Annotated in this window: 21 protein-coding genes; 8 read left to right on the top strand and 13 right to left on the bottom strand. The window is 70.1% G+C overall.

The genetic code is table 11. From position 1 onward, the window contains the following. Positions 1–21: 21 nt before the first annotated feature. The gene (locus AB0L75_RS27325; protein ID WP_365185712.1) at positions 22–2,826 is read right to left on the bottom strand and encodes a transglycosylase domain-containing protein; all 2,805 of its coding nucleotides are present in this window, start codon (positions 2,824–2,826) and stop codon (positions 22–24) included. A gap of 568 nt (positions 2,827–3,394) precedes the next feature. On the opposite strand from AB0L75_RS27325, the gene AB0L75_RS27320 reads away from it, so the two are divergent. From AB0L75_RS27320 to AB0L75_RS27300, 5 genes are all read left to right on the top strand, one after another. Continuing rightward, entirely contained in the window at positions 3,395–3,742 is a 348-nt protein-coding gene (locus AB0L75_RS27320) for a hypothetical protein (protein WP_365185709.1), read from the top strand. A 334-nt stretch (positions 3,743–4,076) separates the two neighbouring features. Continuing rightward, entirely contained in the window at positions 4,077–4,877 is an 801-nt protein-coding gene (locus tag AB0L75_RS27315; protein WP_365185706.1) for an ABC-2 family transporter protein, read from the top strand. 61 nt (positions 4,878–4,938) lie between these two features. After that, complete coding sequence (locus tag AB0L75_RS27310; RefSeq protein WP_365185898.1) at positions 4,939–5,715, top strand: ABC transporter permease; 777 nt, start codon at positions 4,939–4,941, stop codon at positions 5,713–5,715. 3 nt (positions 5,716–5,718) lie between these two features. Then, positions 5,719–6,729, top strand: a complete 1,011-nt coding sequence (locus AB0L75_RS27305; RefSeq protein WP_365185703.1) for an ATP-binding cassette domain-containing protein — start codon at positions 5,719–5,721, stop codon at positions 6,727–6,729. A 9-nt stretch (positions 6,730–6,738) separates the two neighbouring features. Continuing rightward, positions 6,739–7,476, top strand: coding sequence for a DUF1707 domain-containing protein (locus AB0L75_RS27300; protein ID WP_365185700.1), 738 nt, complete (start codon positions 6,739–6,741; stop codon positions 7,474–7,476). Positions 7,477–7,506: 30 nt separating this feature from the next. Here AB0L75_RS27300 and AB0L75_RS27295 read toward each other — a convergent pair whose 3' ends face one another. From AB0L75_RS27295 to AB0L75_RS27280, 4 genes are all read right to left on the bottom strand, one after another. Beyond that, positions 7,507–7,911, bottom strand: coding sequence for a hypothetical protein (locus tag AB0L75_RS27295; protein ID WP_365185699.1), 405 nt, complete (start codon positions 7,909–7,911; stop codon positions 7,507–7,509). Between the two features lie 133 nt (positions 7,912–8,044). Continuing rightward, entirely contained in the window at positions 8,045–8,440 is a 396-nt protein-coding gene (locus AB0L75_RS27290; protein ID WP_365185697.1) for a hypothetical protein, read from the bottom strand. Positions 8,441–8,550: 110 nt separating this feature from the next. Next, complete coding sequence (rph, locus tag AB0L75_RS27285; protein WP_365185694.1) at positions 8,551–9,288, bottom strand: ribonuclease PH; 738 nt, start codon at positions 9,286–9,288, stop codon at positions 8,551–8,553. A 91-nt stretch (positions 9,289–9,379) separates the two neighbouring features. Then, positions 9,380–9,613: a PTS glucose/sucrose transporter subunit IIB gene (locus tag AB0L75_RS27280; protein WP_365185691.1), complete on the bottom strand. Its 234-nt coding sequence runs from the start codon at positions 9,611–9,613 to the stop codon at positions 9,380–9,382. A 127-nt stretch (positions 9,614–9,740) separates the two neighbouring features. On the opposite strand from AB0L75_RS27280, the gene AB0L75_RS27275 reads away from it, so the two are divergent. Together AB0L75_RS27275 and AB0L75_RS27270 are read left to right on the top strand one after the other, a co-directional pair. Further along, positions 9,741–11,042, top strand: coding sequence for a PTS transporter subunit EIIC (locus tag AB0L75_RS27275; RefSeq protein ID WP_365185688.1), 1,302 nt, complete (start codon positions 9,741–9,743; stop codon positions 11,040–11,042). Between the two features lie 217 nt (positions 11,043–11,259). Next, positions 11,260–12,525: a PTS transporter subunit EIIC gene (locus tag AB0L75_RS27270; RefSeq protein ID WP_365185685.1), complete on the top strand. Its 1,266-nt coding sequence runs from the start codon at positions 11,260–11,262 to the stop codon at positions 12,523–12,525. A gap of 84 nt (positions 12,526–12,609) precedes the next feature. Here AB0L75_RS27270 and AB0L75_RS27265 read toward each other — a convergent pair whose 3' ends face one another. After that, the gene (locus AB0L75_RS27265) at positions 12,610–13,362 is read right to left on the bottom strand and encodes an MBL fold metallo-hydrolase (protein WP_365185682.1); all 753 of its coding nucleotides are present in this window, start codon (positions 13,360–13,362) and stop codon (positions 12,610–12,612) included. A 229-nt stretch (positions 13,363–13,591) separates the two neighbouring features. Between AB0L75_RS27265 and AB0L75_RS27260 the strand changes: the two genes are divergently transcribed. Beyond that, positions 13,592–14,050, top strand: a complete 459-nt coding sequence (locus tag AB0L75_RS27260; protein ID WP_365185680.1) for a type II toxin-antitoxin system PemK/MazF family toxin — start codon at positions 13,592–13,594, stop codon at positions 14,048–14,050. A 5-nt stretch (positions 14,051–14,055) separates the two neighbouring features. Here the strand turns inward: AB0L75_RS27260 and AB0L75_RS27255 are convergent, their stop codons facing one another. From AB0L75_RS27255 to AB0L75_RS27225, 7 genes are all read right to left on the bottom strand, one after another. After that, positions 14,056–14,520: a hypothetical protein gene (locus AB0L75_RS27255; protein WP_365185677.1), complete on the bottom strand. Its 465-nt coding sequence runs from the start codon at positions 14,518–14,520 to the stop codon at positions 14,056–14,058. Between the two features lie 130 nt (positions 14,521–14,650). Then, positions 14,651–16,717 carry a putative Ig domain-containing protein gene (locus AB0L75_RS27250; protein ID WP_365185674.1) on the bottom strand — a complete coding sequence of 689 codons (2,067 nt, stop codon included), beginning with the start codon at positions 16,715–16,717 and terminating at the stop codon, positions 14,651–14,653. Between the two features lie 274 nt (positions 16,718–16,991). Then, positions 16,992–17,942 (bottom strand): cysteine synthase, encoded by a 951-nt coding sequence (locus tag AB0L75_RS27245; RefSeq protein WP_365185672.1) that lies wholly within the window; start codon positions 17,940–17,942, stop codon positions 16,992–16,994. A gap of 17 nt (positions 17,943–17,959) precedes the next feature. Next, positions 17,960–18,238 carry a MoaD/ThiS family protein gene (locus tag AB0L75_RS27240; RefSeq protein ID WP_365185671.1) on the bottom strand — a complete coding sequence of 93 codons (279 nt, stop codon included), beginning with the start codon at positions 18,236–18,238 and terminating at the stop codon, positions 17,960–17,962. Between the two features lie 107 nt (positions 18,239–18,345). Continuing rightward, a complete protein-coding gene (locus AB0L75_RS27235; protein ID WP_023550193.1) occupies positions 18,346–18,441 on the bottom strand; it encodes a putative leader peptide in 96 nt (31 codons plus the stop codon). Between the two features lie 79 nt (positions 18,442–18,520). After that, positions 18,521–18,943, bottom strand: coding sequence for a M67 family metallopeptidase (locus tag AB0L75_RS27230; RefSeq protein WP_365185669.1), 423 nt, complete (start codon positions 18,941–18,943; stop codon positions 18,521–18,523). A 134-nt stretch (positions 18,944–19,077) separates the two neighbouring features. Continuing rightward, positions 19,078–20,514: an amino acid permease gene (locus AB0L75_RS27225; RefSeq protein ID WP_365185667.1), complete on the bottom strand. Its 1,437-nt coding sequence runs from the start codon at positions 20,512–20,514 to the stop codon at positions 19,078–19,080. Positions 20,515–20,799: the final 285 nt, after the last annotated feature.

Below are 20,799 nucleotides of genomic sequence, written 5' to 3'. Positions count from 1 at the left end.
TCGGGCATCGGGCGTCGTACGTCAGGTGACGGGGCCGCCGCCGTCGCCGGCGGCCGTGCCTGTCGTACCTCCACCGCCGTTGGTGGCGCCACCCGTGGTCGGCTCTCCCCCGGTGGCGTCCCCGGCGGTCGTGCCCCCGCCGGTCGTGCCGCCGCCGGTGGTGTTGCCCCCGCCCGTCGTGCCGCCCCCGGTGGTGGTGCCGCCGCCGGTGGTCGTGGTGGTGCCGCCGGTGGTGGGGGTGCCTCCGGTGGTCGTTCCGCCGCCGGTGGTGGGGGTGCCGGTGGCGCCGCCGGCCGGGCTCATGGTCGCACCGCCGCCGGTCGGACTGGCGGTCGGACTGCCCTTGCCCGGGGCGGTGGTACCCGGCTGGGCCGAGCCGGTCGCACTCGGCGGCTGCGGCTCGTCGGCGCCCTGCTCCAGCTGGAGGTCGAAGTCGGAGGGCGACGTGTTCTGCAGCGCGTCGTGCGTGTACTGGGCCCAGATCTCGGTCGGCGGGCCGCCGCCGTTCATCCGGGGCTGGCCGAGGGCGCCGTACAGCCCCATGTGCTTGGCCGTCACCGGGTCCTGGCCCATCACGGAGACCACCGTGGCCAGGTCGGGGGTGTAGCCCGCGAACCAGGCGGCGGTGTCGTTCTCGGCCGTACCGGTCTTGCCGGCCGCCGGGCGGTCCGCGGCCTGCGCGGCGGTGGCGGTGCCGTTGTCGACCACGCTCTGCAGGATCGACGTGGTCGTGTCGGCGGCCTCCCGGCTGACGGCCTCCTGGACCGGCTGCTCGGGCAGCTTGATCTCGTCCGTGCCGTCCTTGGTGATCTTCTCGATCATGGTGTACGTGCCGTGCTTGCCGTGGTTGGCGAGCGTGGCGTAGCCCTCCGCCATGTCCAGCACGCTGGCGGTGGCGGTGCCGAGGGCGATCGACGGGTACGGCTGGAGGTCCGGGGTGCCGGACGGGATACCGAGGTCGATCGCGGTCTGCTTGACCTTGGACGGGCCGACGTCGACGGCCATCTGCGCGTAGACGGCGTTCACGGACAGGTCGGTCGCCTTGGTGACGTCGATCTGGCCGTACGACTTCTGGTCCTCGTTCTGCGGGGCGTAGCCGCCGCCGCTCCAGCCCTGTACGGGGCGCTCGTTGGTGCCGTCGTACATGGTGTTCGGGGTGATGGGGCGGCCGTCCTGGGTGGTCGAGCCGTTCTGCACCGCCGAGGTGAACACGAACGGCTTGAACGTCGAGCCGACCTGGAAGTCACCGCGGGTCGCGCCGTTGGTGTACTGCTTCACGTAGTCGATGCCGCCGTACATGGCGACGACCTTGCCGGTCTTCGGATCGACGGAGGCGCCGCCGGCCCGGACGTAGTTGTCCGCCTTGTTGTTCTTCTTGTCCAGCTTGGAGATCAGCTGGTCGTTCACCGCCTTGACGAAGGCGTTCTGCTTGTCCTTCTGGATGGTGGTGGTGATGCGGTAGCCGCCGGCCGCGAGCTGGTCGGGGTCGACGATGTTGTTCTTGGTCAGGTAGTCGTTGACCGCCCGCACGAAATAGCCGCGCTGGCCGGACAGGCCGGTGGAGACCGTCTGCTCCTTCGGCATCGGGAACTTCAGGCCGGCGCGCTTGGACTCGTCGAGCCAGCCCTTCTTCACCATGCCGTCGAGGACGTAGTTCCAGCGGGCGACGGCCGCGGACTTGTTCTCGGGGTGGGCCACGACGTCGTACTCGCTGGGCGCGTTGACGAGCGCGGCGAGGTAGGCGGCGCGGGCCGGGTCCAGGTCCTTGGCGTCCACGCCGTAGTAGGCCTGGGCGGCGGCCTGGATGCCGTAGGCGTTGCGGCCGAAGAAGCTGGTGTTGAGGTAGCCCTCGAAGATCTCGTCCTTGGACTTCTGCTGGTCCAGCTTGATCGAGATGAAGAACTCCTTGGCCTTGCGGGTGACCGTCTGCTCCTGGGCCAGGTAGTAGTTCTTCACGTACTGCTGGGTGATCGTCGAGCCGGACTGCTTGCCCTTGCCGGTCGCGGTGTTCCAGGCGGCGCGCAGCATCGCCTTCGGGTCGACGGCCGACTCGGAGTAGAAGTCGCGGTCCTCGGCGGCCAGTACGGCGTGCTGGGCGTCCTTGGAGACCTGGGCGAGGCTCACGTTCTCGCGGTTGATGTCGCCGTCGCGGGCGAGCTGCGAGCCGTCGGCGTAGAGGTAGACGTTGCTCTGCTTGGTGGCGAGGGCGTTGGCCGGCGGGATGTTGACCATCGAGTAGCCGAGGAAGAAGAGCCCGATGATCAGCATCACGCCGATGATGAAGGTGCCGAGCACCATGCGCCAGGTGGGAATGAGCCTGCGCCACCCGGTCCGCTTGGGCCGCTTCGGCTTCTTGCCCTTGCCGCCGCTCCCGTCACCGCCGTCGCCACCGCCGGGCTGCCCGCCGCCGGAGGCGGCCGCGAGGAGACCGGCCTCCTGCTCGGCGCCCTGGGCGGAGCCGCGAGAGGTGCGGCGGGGGCCGGCAGCGCTCGCCGCGCCCGCGCCACCGGCGGGGCCTGCCTGGGACGCCTGGCCGGCGGCCGCTCCGGCCGCGCCCACGGCGGCGGCCAGACCGGCGGCCCGGGCGGCGCGGTTCGCACCGGGACCGGTGGTACGAGGGGTGCGCGGGGCACTCGGGGTACGGCCGGTGGCGCTGGGCTCACCGGCCGGAGAGTCGCCCGGCTCGGCGGCTCGGGGTGCGTTGACCCGCCGCAGGACCTGGGTGCTCTCGGGCGCCTGCTCCTCACCGGAGCCCGCGGCGGCCCCGGCCGCTGTGCCGGCCTGGTCCCCCTGAGCCCCTCGGGGCGCCGTGACCCGCCGGAGCACCTGAGTGCTCTCGGACTGCCCCTGCCCGGAACCGGCCCCGTGAGCCGCGGTCTGCGAGCCCCCGGAACCGTCACGCCGCCGCCTGGCCCCCGAACGCCCACTGGAACCCAAGCCGTCACCGGACGCCGAGCCAGAGCCCTCGGACACCGCCGAAGCACCGGACGCCGAACCCGCACCCGTGCCGGCCGACGACCCACCGGAACCCGACGCACCACGACCGGCCGACCCACCCGAAACCGAGCCGTCACCGGACGCCGAGCCCCTGCCAGAGCCCTCGGACGCCGCCGACGCACCAGACGCCGAACCCGCACCCATGCCGGCCGACGACCCACCGGAACCCGACGCACCACGACCGGCCGACCCACCCGAAACCGAGCCGTCACCGGACGCCGAACGCCCACCAGAACCCGAGCCCTCACCGGACGCCGAAGCCGAACCCGTGCCCGTGCCGCCCGCCGACGGCCCACCGGAACCCGGCGCGCCACGATCAGCCGACCCACCCGAAGCCGAGCGGCCGCCGGACGCCGAGCCCCCGCGAGTCGCCGCGTCCCCGCCGGAGGCCGAAGCCGTGCCCGCGGCCCCGCGGGACCCGGAGGCCGAACCCCGGCCGGAACCCGAGGCCTCCTCACCGGACGCCGAGACGCCGACGGAGGCCGTGTCGCCGCTCGGCGCGGTCGTCCCGGGCTCCGTGCGGCCGCCTCGGGCCGCCTGGCGGGCCCGGGCCATGGAGGCCGTCCGGTCCAGGGCCGAGCGGTCCGCAGGAGTCGCGGGGGCCGCCTGCGCCGAGGACTCCGCCGGAGACGGCTGCTCCTGGGACGCGGGGCCGTCACCCGTTCGGCCGGCCCCGGCCGGGCGGGTCCGCCCGCCCTGCTCGGCCTTCTGCGCGCGCTCGGCACGCCCGGCTCGCTCGCCCTGATCGGCCTTCCCGGCGCGCCCGGCGCGCTCGCCCTCCACAGGCGGCGTCGGCTCGCCGGGCCCTTCAGCCGGCAGCGGCTTTGTCGGCGGCACGCCCTCGGTCGGCTGCTGCGGCTGCGGCTCGTCGCTCATGTCGTGCACGGACTCCTGTTTTTCGCGTCGTACGTTCCCGTACGTCTCGTACGCTTCTGCGCCCCCGGTTTGAAGACTCTCGCACCTGGCGTTCCGTTCCCGGATTCCGGCACGCTTCGAGCACAAATTGCGTGGCCGTCGGCCGGACCTCAGGGCTAGGCTCCTGCGCTTCGGTGTCGAGCGGTCCCGGGAGGTGGACTGGTGTGAGCGCGGGACGGTTGTACGTGGCCGTCGCGGCGGGGGGATTCAGACGGTACGCGACGTATCGGGCCGCCACTGCGGCAGGGGTGTTCACCAACACGGTCTTCGGACTCATTCTCGTCTACACCTACCGCGCGCTCTGGGACGAGCGGCCGCACCTCGGCGGGTGGGATCAGGCGCAGGTCGTGACGTACGTGTGGCTGGGGCAGGCACTCCTGTCGACGCTCGCGATCGGCGGCGGTGGCGTCGAGAACGAGGTGATGGAACGCATCCGTACGGGGGACGTGGCGATCGATCTGTATCGGCCCGCCGACCTGCAGCTGTGGTGGCTCGCCACGGATCTCGGCCGGGCGTTCTTCCAGTTGCTGGGGCGGGGAGTGGTGCCCTTCGCCTTCGGCGCCCTGTGCTTTCCGGTGTACCTGCCGACGGACGCGGGCACCTGGGCCGCCTTCTTCGTCGCCGTGCTGCTGGCGATGCTCGTCGGGTTCGGGATCCGGTACCTGGTGGCGCTGAGCGCGTTCTGGCTCCTGGACGGCATGGGTGTGACGCAGATGGCATGGCTGGCCGGCTATTTCTGCTCGGGCATGCTGCTGCCGCTGAACGTCTTCCCGGGGGCGCTCGGCGAGGTCGTACGGGCCCTGCCCTGGTCCTCGCTGCTCCAGGCGCCGGCCCAGATCCTGCTGGGGCACGCGGACCCGCTGGGCACGTATGCCTTCCAGGGGGCGTGGGCGGTGGCGCTGCTGGGCGGGGGGCGGCTGGTGCAGTCGGCGGCGACGCGCAGGGTGGTGGTCCAGGGTGGGTGATCCGGGTGAGGTGAGTCACCTCGAGCGGGGCCGGGTGCGGGAGGGGGCGCGGGTCTATCTGATGATCGCCGGGATGTGGGTGCGGTCCACGATGGCCTACCGCGCCTCGTTCCTGATGACCACGTTCGGCAGCTTCGCGACGACCTTCTTCGACTTCGTCGGGATCCTGCTGATGTTCTCGCGGGTGGACGCCCTGGGCGGCTGGTCGCTGCCCGAGATGGCCTTTCTCTACGGCCTGTCCGGTGCGGCCTTCGGGCTGGCCGACCTGGTGATCGGGTCGATGGAGCGGCTGGGGCGGCGGGTGCGCGACGGCACGCTGGACACGCTGCTGGTGCGCCCGGCGCCGGTGCTGGCGCAGGTGGCGGCCGACCAGTTCGCGCTGAGGCGGCTGGGGCGGGTGCTGCAGGGCCTGCTGGTGCTGGGCTGGGCGGTGTCCCGGCTGGATGTCGACTGGACGCCGCTGAAGCTGCTGCTGATGCCGGTGATGGTGGTGAGCGGCTGCGGGATCTTCTGCGCGGTGTTCGTGGCGGGCGCGGCCTTCCAGTTCCTGGTGCAGGACGCCTCGGAGGTGCAGAACGCGTTCACCTACGGCGGTACGACGCTGCTGCAGTATCCGCCGACGGTGTTCGCGAAGGAGCTGGTGCGCGGGGTCACGTTCATGCTGCCGCTGGCCTTCGTCAACTGGGTGCCCGCGACCTATGTGCTGGGGCGGCCGTATCCGCTGGGGCTGCCGCGGTGGGTGGCGTTCACACCGCCGCTGGTGGCGGTGGCGTGCTGCGCGCTGGCGGGGCTGGCCTGGCGGGCGGGACTTCGTTCGTACCGGAGCACAGGGAGCTAGAGCGTGAGTGACTTCGACGCGGATTTCAACACTGACCTCGAAACGGTCTTCAAAACGGACTTCATCACGCTGGAGCAGGTCGAGAAGGTCTTCGCGGTGCGCAGGAAGACCGGGTTCCTGAAACGGCAGCGGCGTGAGGTACGGGCGGTGGACTCGATCTCGTTCACCGTGGCGCGCGGGGAGATGGTCGGGTACATCGGGCCGAACGGCGCGGGGAAATCGACGACGATCAAGATGCTGACCGGGATTCTCACGCCGAGCGCGGGACGGGTGCGGGTGGCGGGCATCGACCCGTCGAGCGAGCGCAGGCGCCTCGCGCACCGGATCGGGGTGGTGTTCGGGCAGCGTACGACCCTGTGGTGGGACCTGCCGCTGATCGACTCCTACCGGCTCGCGCACCGTATGTACCGGATCCCGGACGCCCGTTACCGCGAGAACCTGGACCGGTGTGTCGAACTCCTGGAGCTGGACACCCTGTTGGACGTGCCGGTACGGCAGCTCTCGCTCGGGCAGCGGATGCGCGGGGACATCGCGGCGGCCCTGCTGCACGACCCGGAGGTGCTGTACCTGGACGAGCCGACGATCGGCCTGGACGTCGTGTCGAAGGCCAAGGTGCGCGGGTTCCTGCGGGAGTTGAATGCCGAGCGGGGCACGACCGTGCTGCTGACCACGCACGATCTGCAGGACATCGAGCAGTTGTGCTCACGGGTGATGGTGATCGACCATGGGCGGCTGATGTACGACGGTCCGCTCGCGGGGCTGCACGAGGCCGGGGAGAGCGAGCGGACGCTGGTGGTGGATCTGGAGCGGGAGCTGCCGCCGGTCGAGGTGCCGTCGGCGCGGGTGGTGCGGGTGGAGGGGCCGCGGCAGTGGCTGGCGTTCCCGGCGGGGCAGTCGGCGGCGCCGCTCGTCGCGCATCTGGCGGCGGAGTATCCGCTGGTGGACCTGTCGGTGCGGGAGCCGGACATCGAGGCCGTCATCGCGAAGATGTACGCGGGGAAGGCGGTCTCGTAGGCTTCTGCCATGACCGACGACGCAAGTCCGGACCTCCGGGCGTCCGACGCCGACCGTGAGCGGGTCGCCGAGGTACTGAGGGACGCTCTGGCCGAGGGCCGGCTCGACATGGAGGAGTTCGAGGACCGCCTGGAGGCGCTGTACAAGGCGCGCACCTACGGCGAGCTGACGCCGCTCACCCGTGATCTGCCGACGGCCGGCGCGGCGGCGGCGCCGGCCCCCGTCTCCTTCACCAAGCAGCCTGCGCGGGACGGGAGTTGGGCCGGCCGGATCGTCGGCGGCGAGGGGTCCTCGACGGGCGGGGTCGCCATCCTGTCGGGGTTCGAGCGCAAGGGCCGCTGGACGGTGCCGAAGCGGTTCAACTGCTTCGCCCTCATGGGCGGCGGCGAGATCGATCTGCGGGAGGCGGACTTCGCGGACCGCGAGGTCGAGATCAACTGCGTGGCGATCATGGGCGGGATGCAGGTCATCGTGCCGCCGGGGGTCGAGGTCGTGGTCCGGGGCATCGGCATCATGGGCGGCTTCGAGCACCCGAGGGACGACGAACCGGCCGAGCCGGGCGCTCCGCGGGTGATCATCGGCGGGCTCGCCTTCTGGGGCGGGGTCGGTGTGGAGCGCAAGGTCACACGGGCCGAGCAGAAGCGTCTGAAGGAGCAGCGCCGCCAGGAGAAGCTGGAGCGCAGGGAGTCCCGGCACGAACTGCTGCGCGAGCGCCGGGAGGAGAGGCGCCGGGACCGGGGCCGCTGAACGTTCCTCCTCCCCCCCCCGCCCCTCAAGTCACTTGGTGCAGGCCTTGGTCAGCTCGCCCGCCGCGTCTCCGACCGGCCCGAGGTCCGGGGCCTTGTCGCCGTTCTCCACGGACGTACGGACGTTCCTCACGGCCTTGTTCAGGTCATCGACCGCCTTGTTCACGTCGACGTTGTCGCTCTGGTGGCCGATCTTCTTGAGGTCCTTCTGGATGGGATCGAAATAGGTGCCGGCCTTCGACGGGTCGAGCGCGGCGTCCCGAGCCGCCTGGTGGAGGTTGCCGACGTCATCGGCCACGGCGTTGGCGGTCCGCGCGCAGTCCAGGGCCCGGTGCGCGGCGTCGCAGCCGGTGGTGAGCGCGGCGGTGAGGGCGACGGCCGCCACGGCGGTGACAGCGGTGGCGGGTCCTCGGCGTAAGCGTCGGCTGGGGGTCATGGTGATGTCCGCTCCTCGGGTACGGCCTGTGGGTACGGCGTGTGGGCGCGACCTACGGGTGGTTCCTTCGGGTGGTGCCTTCGGGTGCTGCCTTTGGGTGCTGCCTGTCGGACGCGCGGTGGGCGGGCCTTCGTCAGTTCTTCGTGCAGACCTTGGTCAGTTCGCCGGCCGCGTCCGTGACCGGGCCGACGTCCGGGGTCTTGTCGCCGTTCTTGATGGCCGTACGCACGTTCCCCACAGCCTTGTCGAGGTCGTCGACCGCCTTGTTGACATCGGCGTTGTCCGTCTTGTCGCCGATCTTCTTGAGGTTCTTCTGGATGCTGTCGAGAGCGGAGTCGGCCTGGGTCGGGTCGTTCGCGGCGTTCTCCACGGCCTGCTGGAGGTCGGTGACGCTGTCGGCTATGGAGTCGGCGGTCTGCACGCAGTCCAGGGCCTTGTCCACGGCGTCGCAGCCGGCGGTGAGGCCGGTCGTGAGCGCGGCGAGCGCCACGGCGGCGACTGCGGTGAGACGGCGTCGGCTGACGGCCATGGTGGTGGTCCCTCCCCTGATAAGGCTGTCCGTACCTAGGACGCCGAGGAGGGCGCGCGGGTTGCCCCGCGCGCACCCGGTGATTTGGCCGTCCCTTTACTCGGCGGGGGTCACTTCGCGAGGGTGGCTTCCAGGGCCTTGCGCTGATGGGCGGTCAGTTCGGCGCAGCCGGTGACCGCGAGGTCGAGCAGGGCGTTCAGCTCGTCGCGGTCGAAGGGCTCGGCCTCGGCGGTGCCCTGGACCTCGACGAAGCGGCCGTCGCCGGTGCAGACGACGTTCATGTCGGTCTCGGCGCGCACGTCTTCCTCGTAGCAGAGGTCGAGCAGGGGGACGCCGCCGACGATGCCGACGGAGACCGCGCTCACGGTTCCCGTCAGCGGCTGCCGGCCGGCCTTGATGAGCTTCTTGCCCTGCGCCCAGGCGACGGCGTCGGCGAGGGCGACGTACGCGCCGGTGATGGCGGCCGTACGGGTGCCGCCGTCGGCCTGGAGGACGTCGCAGTCGAGGACGACGGTGTTCTCGCCGAGCGCCTTGTAGTCGATGACGGCGCGCAGCGAGCGGCCGATGAGGCGGGAGATCTCGTGGGTACGGCCGCCGATCCTGCCCTTGACGGACTCGCGGTCGCCGCGGGTGTTGGTGGAGCGGGGCAGCATGGCGTACTCCGCGGTGACCCAGCCCTCGCCGCTGCCCTTGCGCCAGCGCGGGACGCCTTCGGTCACGGAGGCGGTGCAGAACACCTTGGTGTCGCCGAAGGAGACGAGGACGGAGCCCTCGGCGTGCTTGCTCCATCCGCGTTCGATGATGACCGGGCGGAGCTGTTCGGGGGTACGGCCGTCGATGCGAGACATGGCATGGAGCCTAGCCGCACACAGGGAAGGGGCTCGTCCCGCGTCGGGAAGAGCCCCTCGAAGGAGCCTGCGGCGCCAGGGCCGGGGCAGCTCACATCATGTCTTCGATCTCCGAGGCGATCGGGTCGGCGTCGGTGCCGATGACGACCTGGATGGCGGTGCCCATCTTGACGACGCCGTGCGCGCCGGCGGCCTTCAGGGCGTCCTCGTCGACCAGCGAGGCGTCGGTGACCTCGGTGCGCAGCCGGGTGATGCAGCCCTCGATCTCCTCGATGTTGTCGATGCCGCCGAGGCCGGCGACGATCTTCTCAGCCTTGCTGGCCATTTCGGTCTCCTCACGCACAGTTGGCCCAGTTTCACGAGCGATTGCGCCGCACGTACCGAAAGATGACGTCACAGCATCCCAATCGTCCGTAACTGGTCTACACCACCCGACAGGCGGTCGCCAACTCATGAGTGCCGACACCGAGACCTCTGCCGCACGTCGACGGTGGCAGACGGCCTTCCAGGGGCTGCAGAAGATGGGCCGCAGTCTGCAGCTGCCGATCGCGGTGCTGCCGGCCGCGGGCATCCTCAACCGTCTGGGCCAGCCGGACGTGTTCGGCAAGGACGGGCTGGGCTGGACGGACGTCTCCAAGGTCATGACGGGCGCGGGCGGCGCCCTGCTCGACGGCTCGCTCGGCCTTCCGCTGCTGTTCTGCGTGGGCGTGGCGATCGGCATGGCGAAGAAGTCGGACGGCTCGACGGCGCTCGCGGCGGTGGCGGGCTTCCTCGTCTACTACGGCGTACTGCATCAGTTCCCGGTGGCCTGCCCCGGCGGCTCCAAGGCGATCCCGCAGGTCGGTTGCCAGGTGAGCGTCGGGGCGGGCGTGGGCTCGGTGACGCCCTTCACCTTCCAGAACCCGGGCGTCTTCGGCGGCATCGTCATGGGTCTGCTGACCGCCTTCTTCTGGGCCCGCTTCCACCGCACCAGGCTGGTGGACTGGCTGGGCTTCTTCAACGGCCGCCGCCTGGTGCCGATCATCATGGCGTTCGTCGCGATCGTCTTCGCGGCGCTGTGCCTGTGGATCTGGCCGCCGATCGGCAGCGGCCTGGAGAGCTTCAGCCACTGGCTGCGGGACATCGGCTACTGGGGTGCGGGCGTCTTCGGCCTCGCCAACCGGACGCTGCTCGTCGTCGGCCTGCACCAGTTCCTGAACGTGCCCATCTGGTTCCAGTTCGGCAGCTACACCAAGCCGGACGGCACGGTGGTGCACGGCGACATCAACATGTTCCTGGCGGGCGACCCGCACGCGGGCCAGTTCACCTCGGGCTTCTTCCCGATCATGATGTTCGCGCTGCCCGCGGCGGCACTGGCGATCACCCACTGCGCCAAGCCCCACCGCCGCAAGGAGGTGGGCGGTCTGATGCTGTCGGTGGCGCTGACGTCGTTCGTGACGGGCATCACCGAACCGATCGAGTACTCCTTCCTCTTCATCGCGCCCGCGCTCTACGCGATCCACGCCGTGCTCACCGGAGTCTCGATGGCGGTGACCTGGGGGCTGGGCGTGCACGACGGCTTCAGCTTCTCGGCGGGCCTGATCGACTACGTGATCAACTGGAAGCTGGCGACGAGACCGTGGGCGATCATCCCGATCGGCCTGTGCTTCGCGGCGGTCTACTACGTCGTCTTCCGGTTCGCGATCACCAGGTTCGACCTGAAGACGCCGGGCCGTGAGCCGGAGGACGAGGTCGAGGACATCACCAAGGCCTGAGGCACCTCAAGGCCTGAGGCACCTCTGGCACATCGGCACGCCGCGTAGCGTTCTCGTAGCGGATTTCGTGGTTCCTTATCCCGCCTTCATCGTGCTACAACAGGTCTACACCACTGAGTGGTGTAGACCAGAGACGCTGCCGTCCCCTTCCATGGTTCCCGGGCGGCGCCTTGCCCTCCCCCGGCCTTTGGCTGGGCGGTACCCCCTGGAGGAACTTGTGACCACGGCCACCGCCGCTCCCGCGGCAGAGAAGAAGAAGGGCCCCGGGATGATGGCTGTGCTGCAGCGCATCGGCCGCAGCCTGATGCTGCCGGTGGCGGTACTGCCGGCCGCCGCCCTCCTGGTCCGCCTCGGCAACACCGACATGCTGGGACGCCCGTCCTTCCCGACGTTCCTGACGAAGATCGCGTCCTTCATGGCCGCCGGCGGCAACGCGATCCTCGAGAACATGGCCCTGCTGTTCGCCGTGGGCATCGCGATCGGCTTCGCGAAGAAGTCGGACGGCTCCACCGCCCTCGCCGCGGTCGTCGGCTACCTGGTCTTCAAGAACGTGCTCGGCACGTTCACCGACAAGAACCTGCCCAAGGTGGCGACGGTCGTCGACGGCAAGATCGTCATGCAGAACGCCCCGGCGGACGCCAAGGTCCTCGGCGGTGTGGTGATGGGCCTCGCCGTGGCGCTGCTCTACCAGCGGTTCTACCGCACCAAACTGCCGGACTGGGCGGGCTTCTTCGGTGGCCGCCGGCTGGTTCCGATCCTGTCGGCCTTCGCGGGCCTGGCCCTCGGCATCGTCTTCGGTTACATCTGGCCGGTCCTCGGTACAGGCCTGCACAACTTCGGTGAGTGGCTGGTGCGTTCGGGCGCCGTCGGGGCCGGCATCTTCGGCGTCGCCAACCGTGCGCTCATCCCGATCGGCATGCACCACCTGCTGAACTCCTTCCCCTGGCTGCAGGCGGGCGAGTACCACGGCAAGAGCGGTGACATCGCGCGCTTCCTCGCCGGCGACCCGACCGCGGGCCAGTTCATGACCGGCTTCTTCCCGATCATGATGTTCGGCCTGCCGGCCGCCTGTCTCGCGATCGTGCACTGCGCCCGCCCGGAGCGCCGCAAGGTCGTCGGCGGCATGATGTTCTCGCTCGCGCTGACCAGCTTCGTCACCGGCGTCACCGAACCGATCGAGTTCACGTTCATGTTCATCGCGCCGGTCCTGTACGCCATCCACGCGGTGCTCACCGGCATCTCCATGGCGCTGACCTGGGCGCTGGGCATGAAGGACGGCTTCGGCTTCTCCGCCGGCGCCATCGACTACCTGCTCAACCTCGGCATCGCGAGCAACCCATGGGGCCTGGCTCTGATAGGCCTGTGCTTCGGCGCCGTCTACTACGTCGTCTTCCGCTTCGCGATCACCAGGTTCAACCTGCCGACGCCGGGCCGCGAGTCCGACGAGGAACTCGCCGAACTGGAGAAGGCCGAGGCCAAGTAGGGCTCTGCCGGACACCCCGCGCCGCAGCGGGTCGAAGGCCCCGGAACCGAGGAGGTTCCGGGGCCTTCCCGCGTATCCGGGGGGCTAGATCTCGTACGTCGCCCTCGGTGCGGCCAGCTCGACCGGGCCCGTGAACACCTCGCGGGCGTCGCGGAGGTTGACCTGCGGGTCGGTCCACGGCGGGATGTGGGTGAGGACCAGGCGGCGCGCGCCCGCGCGGGCCGCCGTCTCGCCCGCCTCGCGGCCGTTGAGGTGCAGGTCCGGGATGCTCTCCTTGCCGTGCGTGAACGCGGCCTCGCACAGGAACAGATCGGTGTCCCGGGCCAGCTCGTCCAGCGCCTCGGTGACACCCGTGTCGCCGGAGTACGTCAGCGACCGGCCGCCGTGCTCGATCCGGATGGCGTACGCCTCCACCGGATGGCGGACCCGCTCGGTGTGCACCGTGAACGGGCCCGTCTCGAACGTGGACGGTTTCACGGTGTGGAAGTCGAAGACCTCGCTCATGGACGAGGCGGAGGGGGTGTCGGCGTAGGCCGTGGTCAGGCGGTGTTCGGTGCCCTCGGGGCCGTAGACCGGGATCGGGGCGCAGCGGCCGCCGTCGTGGCGGTAGTAGCGCGCGACGAAGTACGCGAGCATGTCGATGCAGTGATCGGCGTGCAGATGGCTCAGGAAGATCGCGTCGAGGTCGTAGAGACCGCAGTGGCGCTGCAGCTCGCCCAGGGCGCCGTTGCCCATGTCGAGGAGCAGCCGGAAGCCGTCGGCCTCGACGAGGTAGCTCGAGCAAGCCGATTCCGCGGACGGGAACGACCCCGAGCAGCCGACGACGGTGAGCTTCATGAAGCAGAAACCTCCGTTGGCGGTGAAGATCACAGCGGAAAGATCAAAAGGGCGGGAAACGGGGGTCGTGCGGTTTGTCGAGCGTAAGGCGCGAAAGCGCGGGTCGCTCCTCCGCCAGGGGCTGTTGTGGGCGAACTCACCTGTGCTGTCACCGGTTCGGCTGGACCGGGGGCGCAGAAGGTTCCACCGAGGGCGCGCGATCCTCGGCGCGCGCCGGTAACGTCGTCGTATGGACACGTCATGGTGGCTGGCGCTCGCGGCGGTGGTTCTGCTCGCGCTGGTCGCCACGCTCGTCGACGGATGGGGACGCGGTCGCCGGCCCGGCGGACGCCGCCTGAGGCCGCTCGGCCGAGCGGGAACGCGCCCGGCACGGGCAGCCCGGCCGGCCCCGGGGGACATCTGGTGGGCGGATGTCCCCTACGAGGACCGTGCCGAGCTGAAGGACCGGCCGTGTCTGGTGCTGGCCGTGCGCGGGAACCGGGCCACGGTCGCGAAGATCACCAGCAAGTACCACGACGAGCGGGCCGGGGTGATCCCGCTGCCGCCGGGCGCGGTCGGCGACGCCCGGGGCCGCCCCAGCTTCCTGGAGACCGACGAGCTGCGTGAGGTGCCGGTGGGCGACTTCCGGCGGCGGGTCGGAGTCGTCGACCCGGTGCTGTGGGACCAGGTACGGCACCTCGCGGGTTAGCTCTGCTACTGCACCTTCACCGTGACCGTCCAGTCCTGGATGCCCTTGCAGGAGACCTGGCCGGGAGCCGTCGGCTGGGCGCACAGCGGCCTGGAGGACGTCAGTTTCTCGGTTCCGGTGGCCACCGCCTGGTACGCCGCCGTGGCCTGGCCGGGCTGGATGACGAAACCCGCGTTGATGCCCTTCAGCGCGCTGCCGTCGGCCATGACCGGCTTCCACGGGCGGGACTTGGTGCCGTCCAGGGTCAGGCGGACCTCGCCGCCCTTGGCCACGCAGACCGTGCGGCCGCTGTCGGCGGCCTTGAGCTGCACCAGGGAGGCGCAGCCGCCCTTGGCCGGGGTGGAGGCCGGCGGCGACACCTTGCCGGCGCTTCCGGTGTCCTTGCCGGTGTCCTTGCCGCTGTGCGAGCCGCATCCGGCGAGAAGCAGCGCTGCCGCCGCGAGGGCGAGGGATGTCGTCGTACGGCGCATGGGGTTCGCCTTTCTGCCGTGGCCGTGGGGGGGTCGGCCGTCTGGTGCAGATGTGACGTGCCGGCGTGCGAAAAGGATCCCGCACGCGGAGGGTTTCCGCGTGCGGGATCGCTGGGCCGGGCGGTACGGATCAGCTGGTCGTCAGGGCGGTGTCGTCCACGACGAAGCTGGTCTGCAGCGAGGAGTCCTCCACGCCGTTGAACTTCAGGGTGACCGTCTGGCCCGCCAGCGAGGACAGGTCGAAGGTCTTCTGCGCGTAACCGGAGTTCGCGTTGACGTTGGAGTACGTCGCCAGCGTGGTCGAACCGGCGGTCACGGTCAGCTTGTCGTACGCGGTGCTGCCGGTCTCCGCGGTGTCGATGTGCAGGTAGAAGGTGAGCGTGGCCTTGCAGCCGGCCGGGATCGTCACCGACTGGGAGAGCGTGTCGGTGTGCGAGGAGCCGTAGCCGTCGAGCCAGGCCTTGTACGAGCCGCTGTGCGCGGCCTCACCGGAGTCGGTGGTGATGACGCCGCTGGTCGCGGTCCAGCCGGTGCTGCCCGACTCGAAGCCGGGGTTGGCCAGCAGCTGGGCGGAGGTGCAGCCACCGCCGCCGGCGGTGACGGTCCAGGTGAAGGAGGTCGAGCCGGAGGCGCCGGTGGAGTCCTGCGCGGTGACCGTGACCTGGTAGGTGCCCGCGGTGGAGGCGGTGCCGGAGATCAGGCCGCTGGAGCTGTCGATGGACAGGCCGGTGGGCAGGCCGCTCGCGCTGTAGGTGAGGGCCGCGCCCGCGCTGTCGGTGGCGTGGATCTGCAGGCTTGCCGAGCCGCCCGTGGTGGTGGACTGGCTGCCGGGGTTGGTGACGCTCACCGTGTTGCCGGTGCTGGAGCCTGCGGTGAAGGCGGCGGTGCCGTTCGGGGTGCCCCAGCCGGTCGGGCCGTCGTAGCCGGTACCGGCGGTGCAGAAGTACGACGGGGAGCAGGAGCCGTTGCTGCCGCTGGTCACGTCGTACAGGTTGCCGGTGTGCTGGTACGGGTACTTCGACGGGTAGTCGCCGGAGCCCGGGGTGCCCGCGAGGGCGTAGACGCCGGCGACGATCGGGGCGGAGGCGCTGGTGCCGCCGTAGACCGCCCAGCCGGTGCCGCCGTAGGTGTCGTAGACCGCGACGCCGGTGGCCGGGTCGGCGACGGCGGAGACGTCGGCCTCCATGCGCTTGGCGCAGCCGGTGTCGGTCTGCCAGCTCGGCTTCGGGTCGTAGGCCGAGCAGCCGGAGCCGGTGCCCTCGGTGGAGCTGGTGTGCCACACCGACTCGCTCCAGCCCCGGGAGTTGGAGGCGGTGGTGAGCGCGGTGCCGCCTACGGCCGTCACGTACTGGGAGGTCGCCGGGTACTCGGCGCCGTAGGCGGAGTCACCCGAGGAGACGGTGATGGCGACGCCCGGGTGCTTGAAGTACTGGGTGTCCTCGGTGGTCTGGGAGGAGGACTCGGAGCCGCCCCAGCTGTTGGAGACGACCTTGGCGCCGAGCGAGACCGCCTCGTTCTCGGCGATGCCGAGGTCGGAGTCGTTCGCGGAGTTGGCCTCGACCAGGACGATGCTGCAGTTCGGGCAGACCGCGCTGACCATGTCGAGGTCGAGGGCCTCCTCGCCCGCCCAGCCGGTGTCGTTGGTCGGCAGCGAGGTGGTGGAGCCGGTCTGGCTGACCTGCTTGAAGCAGCCGTTGGCCTTGGTGCAGGCGGACAGGCCGTAGGTGGAGCGGTAGGTGCCCAGGTCCGACTCGGCGTTGGGGTCGTTGTAGGCGTCGACGATGGCGACGGTCATGCCGGAACCGCCCGTGGTGGGCAGGTTGTAGGCGCTGTGCAGGTTGGCCGGGGAGAGACCGGAGGGGGCCGCGGCGGCGAGCGCCGAGGCGAGGCGCTGCTTGATGTCGGTGCGGCGCTGGGCGAAGCAGGACGCGTGGCCGGGCTCGGCGGTGGCGCAGAGGTGCGTGGTGGGCACCTTCTGGCCGGCCTTGCCGGTGGAGTGGTAGGTCTGCCGCCTGGGTGCGGTCAGCGCCTTGTTGTTCTGCGTGACCTTGGTGGTGTGCGGGTGGGCCGCGGTGGGCTGGGCGCCTGCGGTCGGTGCGGCGACGAGTCCGGTGACGGTGAGGGCGAGCGCGGGGAAGGCGACGGACAGAAGTCTTCGCACACTCCGTCTGCGCTTGCTCAGGCGTGACTCACGCATGGGGTACTGCCTCCATCGGGAAGTGGGGTTTCTCGCACTGGATTGGCAGGCCCGTGACACGCGTAGCGGCGGCGGCCGCGTAGCCATGAGCATGACATTCACAGGCACCTGTCAGTACGCGGGGTGAACGTGACATGACAGGGTGCGGGAGGAACGTAGCTCCGGCCCCGGAGCCACCGGCAGTACCGGATGGATTTCTTTGCCTCGCCATAGGAATGGCTTAGCCCCCTCATAGGAGGGGGCTGGTGACCGCTTGATGCACGTTAATGCCGTGTTACGCCCAGAGTTGACCCTGCAGCGTCTCGATGGCCTCCTCGGTGGTGGCCGCCGTGTAGACGCCGGTGGACAGGTACTTCCAGCCGCCGTCGGCCACGATGAAGACGATGTCGGCGGGCTCCCCCGCCTTGACCGCCTTCCGGCCCACGCCGATCGCCGCGTGCAGGGCGGCGCCGGTCGAGACGCCCGCGAAGATGCCCTCCTGCTGCAGGAGTTCACGGGTGCGGGTGACCGCGTCGGCCGAGCCGACCGAGAAACGGGAGGTCAGCACGGAGGCGTCGTACAGCTCCGGTACGAAGCCCTCGTCGAGGTTCCTGAGGCCGTACACCAGGTCGTCGTAGCGCGGTTCGGCGGCGACGATCTGGATGCCCGGCCGGTGCTCGCGCAGGTAGCGGCCGACGCCCATCAGGGTGCCTGTGGTGCCGAGGCCCGCCACGAAGTGGGTGATGGAGGGCAGGTCGGCGAGGATCTCCGGGCCGGTGGTGGCGTAGTGGGCGCCCGCGTTGTCCGGGTTGCCGTACTGGTAGAGCATCACCCAGTCGGGATGCTCGGCCGCCAGCTCCTTCGCCATGCGTACCGCGGTGTTGGAGCCGCCCGCGGCCGGCGAGGCGATGATCTCGGCACCCCACATGCCGAGCAGGTCCCGGCGCTCCTGCGAGGTGTTCTCCGGCATCACGCACACCATGCGGTAGCCCTTGAGCTTGGCCGCCATGGCGAGCGAGATGCCGGTGTTGCCGGAGGTGGGTTCGAGGATCGTGCAGCCCGGGGTCAGCCGGCCGTCCTTCTCGGCCTGCTCGATCATGTGCAGCGCGGGACGGTCCTTGACCGAGCCGGTGGGGTTGCGATCCTCCAGCTTGGCCCAGATGCGGACGTCGGCGGACGGCGAGAGCCGCGGCAGGCACACCAGGGGGGTGTTGCCCACCGCCGCCAGCGGGGAGTCGTAACGCATCTCTGCTCAGCGACCGATCAGCGCATGCCGCCGGCCACGGCCGGCAGGATGGTCACGGTGTCGCCGTCGGACAGCTTGGTGTCGATGCCGTCGACGAAGCGGACGTCCTCGTCGTTCAGGTAGACGTTGACGAACCGGCGCAGCTTGCCCTCGTCCACGATGCGGGCCCGGATGCCCGCGTGCCGGGTCTCGAGGTCGGCGAACAGCTCGGCGAGGGTGTCACCGATGCCCTCCACCGCCTTCTCACCGTCGGTGTACGTGCGGAGGATGGTCGGGATGCGGACCTCGATGGCCATGGTTGCGGACTCCTGTCGGAAAGGTGTGTAGGTCGGTGGGCGCGCGAGGGGGCGCTGGACACCGGAGGAGCGCGCCGCGGCTCACGGCCGTACGGCGGCGGGAAACGTCAACAGATGGCGCTGTTCAGCCTGCACAGATCGACGTGCAGCCGCGCCACGAGCAGCATGCCCGGCGCTTTCTCGCTCACGTCGTTCAGAACCATGCGCTCATCGTAACGATTCCCGGTCCTGCCATCGGAGTGTGATCTCGCATGCTGGATGAAATCTGCCCGAATCCCGGGATCAGTAGGCCTCCACCACCGTGACCTCCTCCTCCGTGACCTCGCCGTCCACGATCCGGAAGGAGCGGAACTGGAACTCGCCGAGGCCGTCGGTGTCGGCGGTGGAGACGAGGACGTAGTGGGCGCCGGGTTCGTTGGCGTAGGAGATGTCGGTGCGCGAGGGGTAGGCCTCGGTGGCGGTGTGGGAGTGGTAGATGACCACCGGGTCCTCGTCGCGGTCGTCCAGCTCGCGGTAGAGCTTGAGCAGGTCGCCCGAGTCGAACTCGTAGAAGGTCGGCGACATCGCGGCGTTCAGCATGGGGATGAAGCGCTCGGGGCGGTCCGAGCCCGCCGGGCCCGCCACGACGCCGCACGCCTCGTCGGGGTGGTCCTTGCGCGCGTGGGCGACGATCTGGTCGACGAGGGCCTGGGTGATGGTCAGCATGTCCGTCAGGATAAGCAGAAGGGCCGTTCCGTACCGAGGGATGGTACGGAACGGCCCATATGCCGGACGTCCTGAGCGGCAGCCGCGGCGGGGCACCACGAGAGCCCCGCGCGGCTGGACGTCCCGGAGGGAGGTCAGCGCTTGCGGAAGGCCGCGGCCTCCGGGTTGCGGCGCCGGAGCACCCAGTAGGAGACGCCGAGGATCGCGGCCCACAGCGGAGCACAGTACAGCGACACCCGGGCATCCTTGTCGATACCCATGAGCACGATCACCATGAAAATGAAGGCCAGCGCGAAGAGGCTCGTGTACGGCGCTCCCGGCGCACGGAACTCGCTCTGCGGCAGCTGCCCGCGGTTCGCCTTCGCCCGGTAGCGGATCTGGCAGAGCAGGATGACGATCCAGGCCCACATGCCGGAGATGGTCGCGAAGGACACGACGTAGTCGAACGCCTTGCCCGGCCACTGGTAGTTGATCCAGACGCCGACGAGCATCAGCGCGGCGGAGAACGTCGTGCCGACGAGCGGGGTGCCGCTGCGGGTCAGCTTGGTGAAGGCCTTCGGGCCCTGGCTGTTGAGCGCCAGGTCGCGCAGCATGCGGCCGGTGGAGTACATGCCGGAGTTGCAGGAGGACAGCGCGGCCGTCAGGACGACGAAGTTCACGATGCCGGCGCCGACCGACAGGCCCATCTTCTGGAAGGCGGCCACGAAGGGGCTCACACCCGGGTGGAACTCGGTCCACGGCACGACCGACAGGATCATGATCAGCGCGCCGACGTAGAAGACGGCGATGCGCCACGGCACGGTGTTGATCGCCTTCGGAAGCACCTTCTTGGGGTCCTTGGACTCGCCCGCGGTGACACCGACCAGCTCGACGGCGAGGAAGGCGAACATGACCATCTGCAGGGTCATCAGCGTGTTGCCGACGCCGTGCGGGAAGAAGCCGCCGTCGCTCCACAGGTGGGTGACGGAAGCGGTCTTTCCGGCGTCGGAGAAGCCGATCGTCAGGATGCCGGCGCAGATCAGGATCATGCCGATGATCGCGGTGACCTTGACCATGGAGAACCAGAACTCCAGCTCACCGAAGAGCTTCACGGAGATCAGGTTGGCCGCGTACAGCACGATCGTGAAGATCAGGGCCGAGACCCACTGCGGGACGTCGAACCAGTACGTCATATAGGCGGCCGCGGCCGTGACCTCGGTGATGCCGGTGACCACCCAGAACAGCCAGTACGTCCAGCCGGTGACGAAGCCCGCGAAGGGGCCGATGAACTCGCGCGCGTACTCGGAGAACGAACCCGACACCGGGCGGTACATCAGCAGCTCGCCGAGCGCCCGCATGATCAGGAAGATGACGAGGCCCGCGACGGCGTACGCCAGGATCAGGCTGGGGCCGGCCTTGGAGATGCCCTTGCCCGCGCCGAGGAACAGGCCGGTGCCGATGGCACCGCCGATGGCGATCATCTGGATCTGCCGGGACCCGAGCCCGCGCTGGTATCCCTCGCCGCCCTCGCTGTCCGCGGCCCGCGTGGCCTCATTGCCGTCGCGAAGCTGATCGACCTGCGATGAGGTCATGTGTGGTGCGCCTTTCTCCATGCCGACCCGGGCCTTTCGTCGGCCTCGGATCGGGTTTCGATCCCCCCGGATGCTGGAGTTGAGCGGACTTCTCCGGGTCCGCTGAGCCTGGCCGACGGTCGTCGGCTCGGTGGCGCACCCGGCCGGACATGGGTGGTGTCGGCCAGGCGATCGTGAAGATTTATCACGGCCGCAATATGGAGCACGGGGGCGGATTGTGGCCCACCACACAGGGAAAAGCGGACAAAGAGCGCCCGAACGCGGCAAAACCGGCCGCAACGGTGA

This window comes from Streptomyces sp. NPDC052101 (assembly GCF_040680235.1).
GTDB lineage: Bacteria > Actinomycetota > Actinomycetes > Streptomycetales > Streptomycetaceae > Streptomyces.
The sequence above is the reverse complement of the archived record's forward strand: the minus strand, read 5'-3'. Positions and strand labels throughout refer to the sequence as shown.

Bases quoted from the DNA above. Each gene is read 5' to 3' on its own strand.
- AB0L75_RS27310 (WP_365185898.1), top strand. From the start codon at position 4,939: ATGATCGCCGGGATGTGGGTGCGGTCCACGATGGCCTACCGCGCCTCG.
- AB0L75_RS27300 (WP_365185700.1), top strand. From the start codon at position 6,739: ATGACCGACGACGCAAGTCCGGACCTCCGGGCGTCCGACGCCGACCGT.
- AB0L75_RS27295 (WP_365185699.1), bottom strand. From the start codon at position 7,911: ATGACCCCCAGCCGACGCTTACGCCGAGGACCCGCCACCGCTGTCACC.
- AB0L75_RS27290 (WP_365185697.1), bottom strand. From the start codon at position 8,440: ATGGCCGTCAGCCGACGCCGTCTCACCGCAGTCGCCGCCGTGGCGCTC.
- rph (WP_365185694.1), bottom strand. From the start codon at position 9,288: ATGTCTCGCATCGACGGCCGTACCCCCGAACAGCTCCGCCCGGTCATC.
- AB0L75_RS27280 (WP_365185691.1), bottom strand. From the start codon at position 9,613: ATGGCCAGCAAGGCTGAGAAGATCGTCGCCGGCCTCGGCGGCATCGAC.
- AB0L75_RS27275 (WP_365185688.1), top strand. From the start codon at position 9,741: ATGAGTGCCGACACCGAGACCTCTGCCGCACGTCGACGGTGGCAGACG.
- AB0L75_RS27265 (WP_365185682.1), bottom strand. From the start codon at position 13,362: ATGAAGCTCACCGTCGTCGGCTGCTCGGGGTCGTTCCCGTCCGCGGAA.
- AB0L75_RS27260 (WP_365185680.1), top strand. From the start codon at position 13,592: ATGGACACGTCATGGTGGCTGGCGCTCGCGGCGGTGGTTCTGCTCGCG.
- AB0L75_RS27255 (WP_365185677.1), bottom strand. From the start codon at position 14,520: ATGCGCCGTACGACGACATCCCTCGCCCTCGCGGCGGCAGCGCTGCTT.
- AB0L75_RS27250 (WP_365185674.1), bottom strand. From the start codon at position 16,717: ATGCGTGAGTCACGCCTGAGCAAGCGCAGACGGAGTGTGCGAAGACTT.
- AB0L75_RS27245 (WP_365185672.1), bottom strand. From the start codon at position 17,942: ATGCGTTACGACTCCCCGCTGGCGGCGGTGGGCAACACCCCCCTGGTG.
- AB0L75_RS27240 (WP_365185671.1), bottom strand. From the start codon at position 18,238: ATGGCCATCGAGGTCCGCATCCCGACCATCCTCCGCACGTACACCGAC.
- AB0L75_RS27235 (WP_023550193.1), bottom strand. From the start codon at position 18,441: ATGGTTCTGAACGACGTGAGCGAGAAAGCGCCGGGCATGCTGCTCGTG.
- AB0L75_RS27230 (WP_365185669.1), bottom strand. From the start codon at position 18,943: ATGCTGACCATCACCCAGGCCCTCGTCGACCAGATCGTCGCCCACGCG.
- AB0L75_RS27225 (WP_365185667.1), bottom strand. From the start codon at position 20,514: ATGACCTCATCGCAGGTCGATCAGCTTCGCGACGGCAATGAGGCCACG.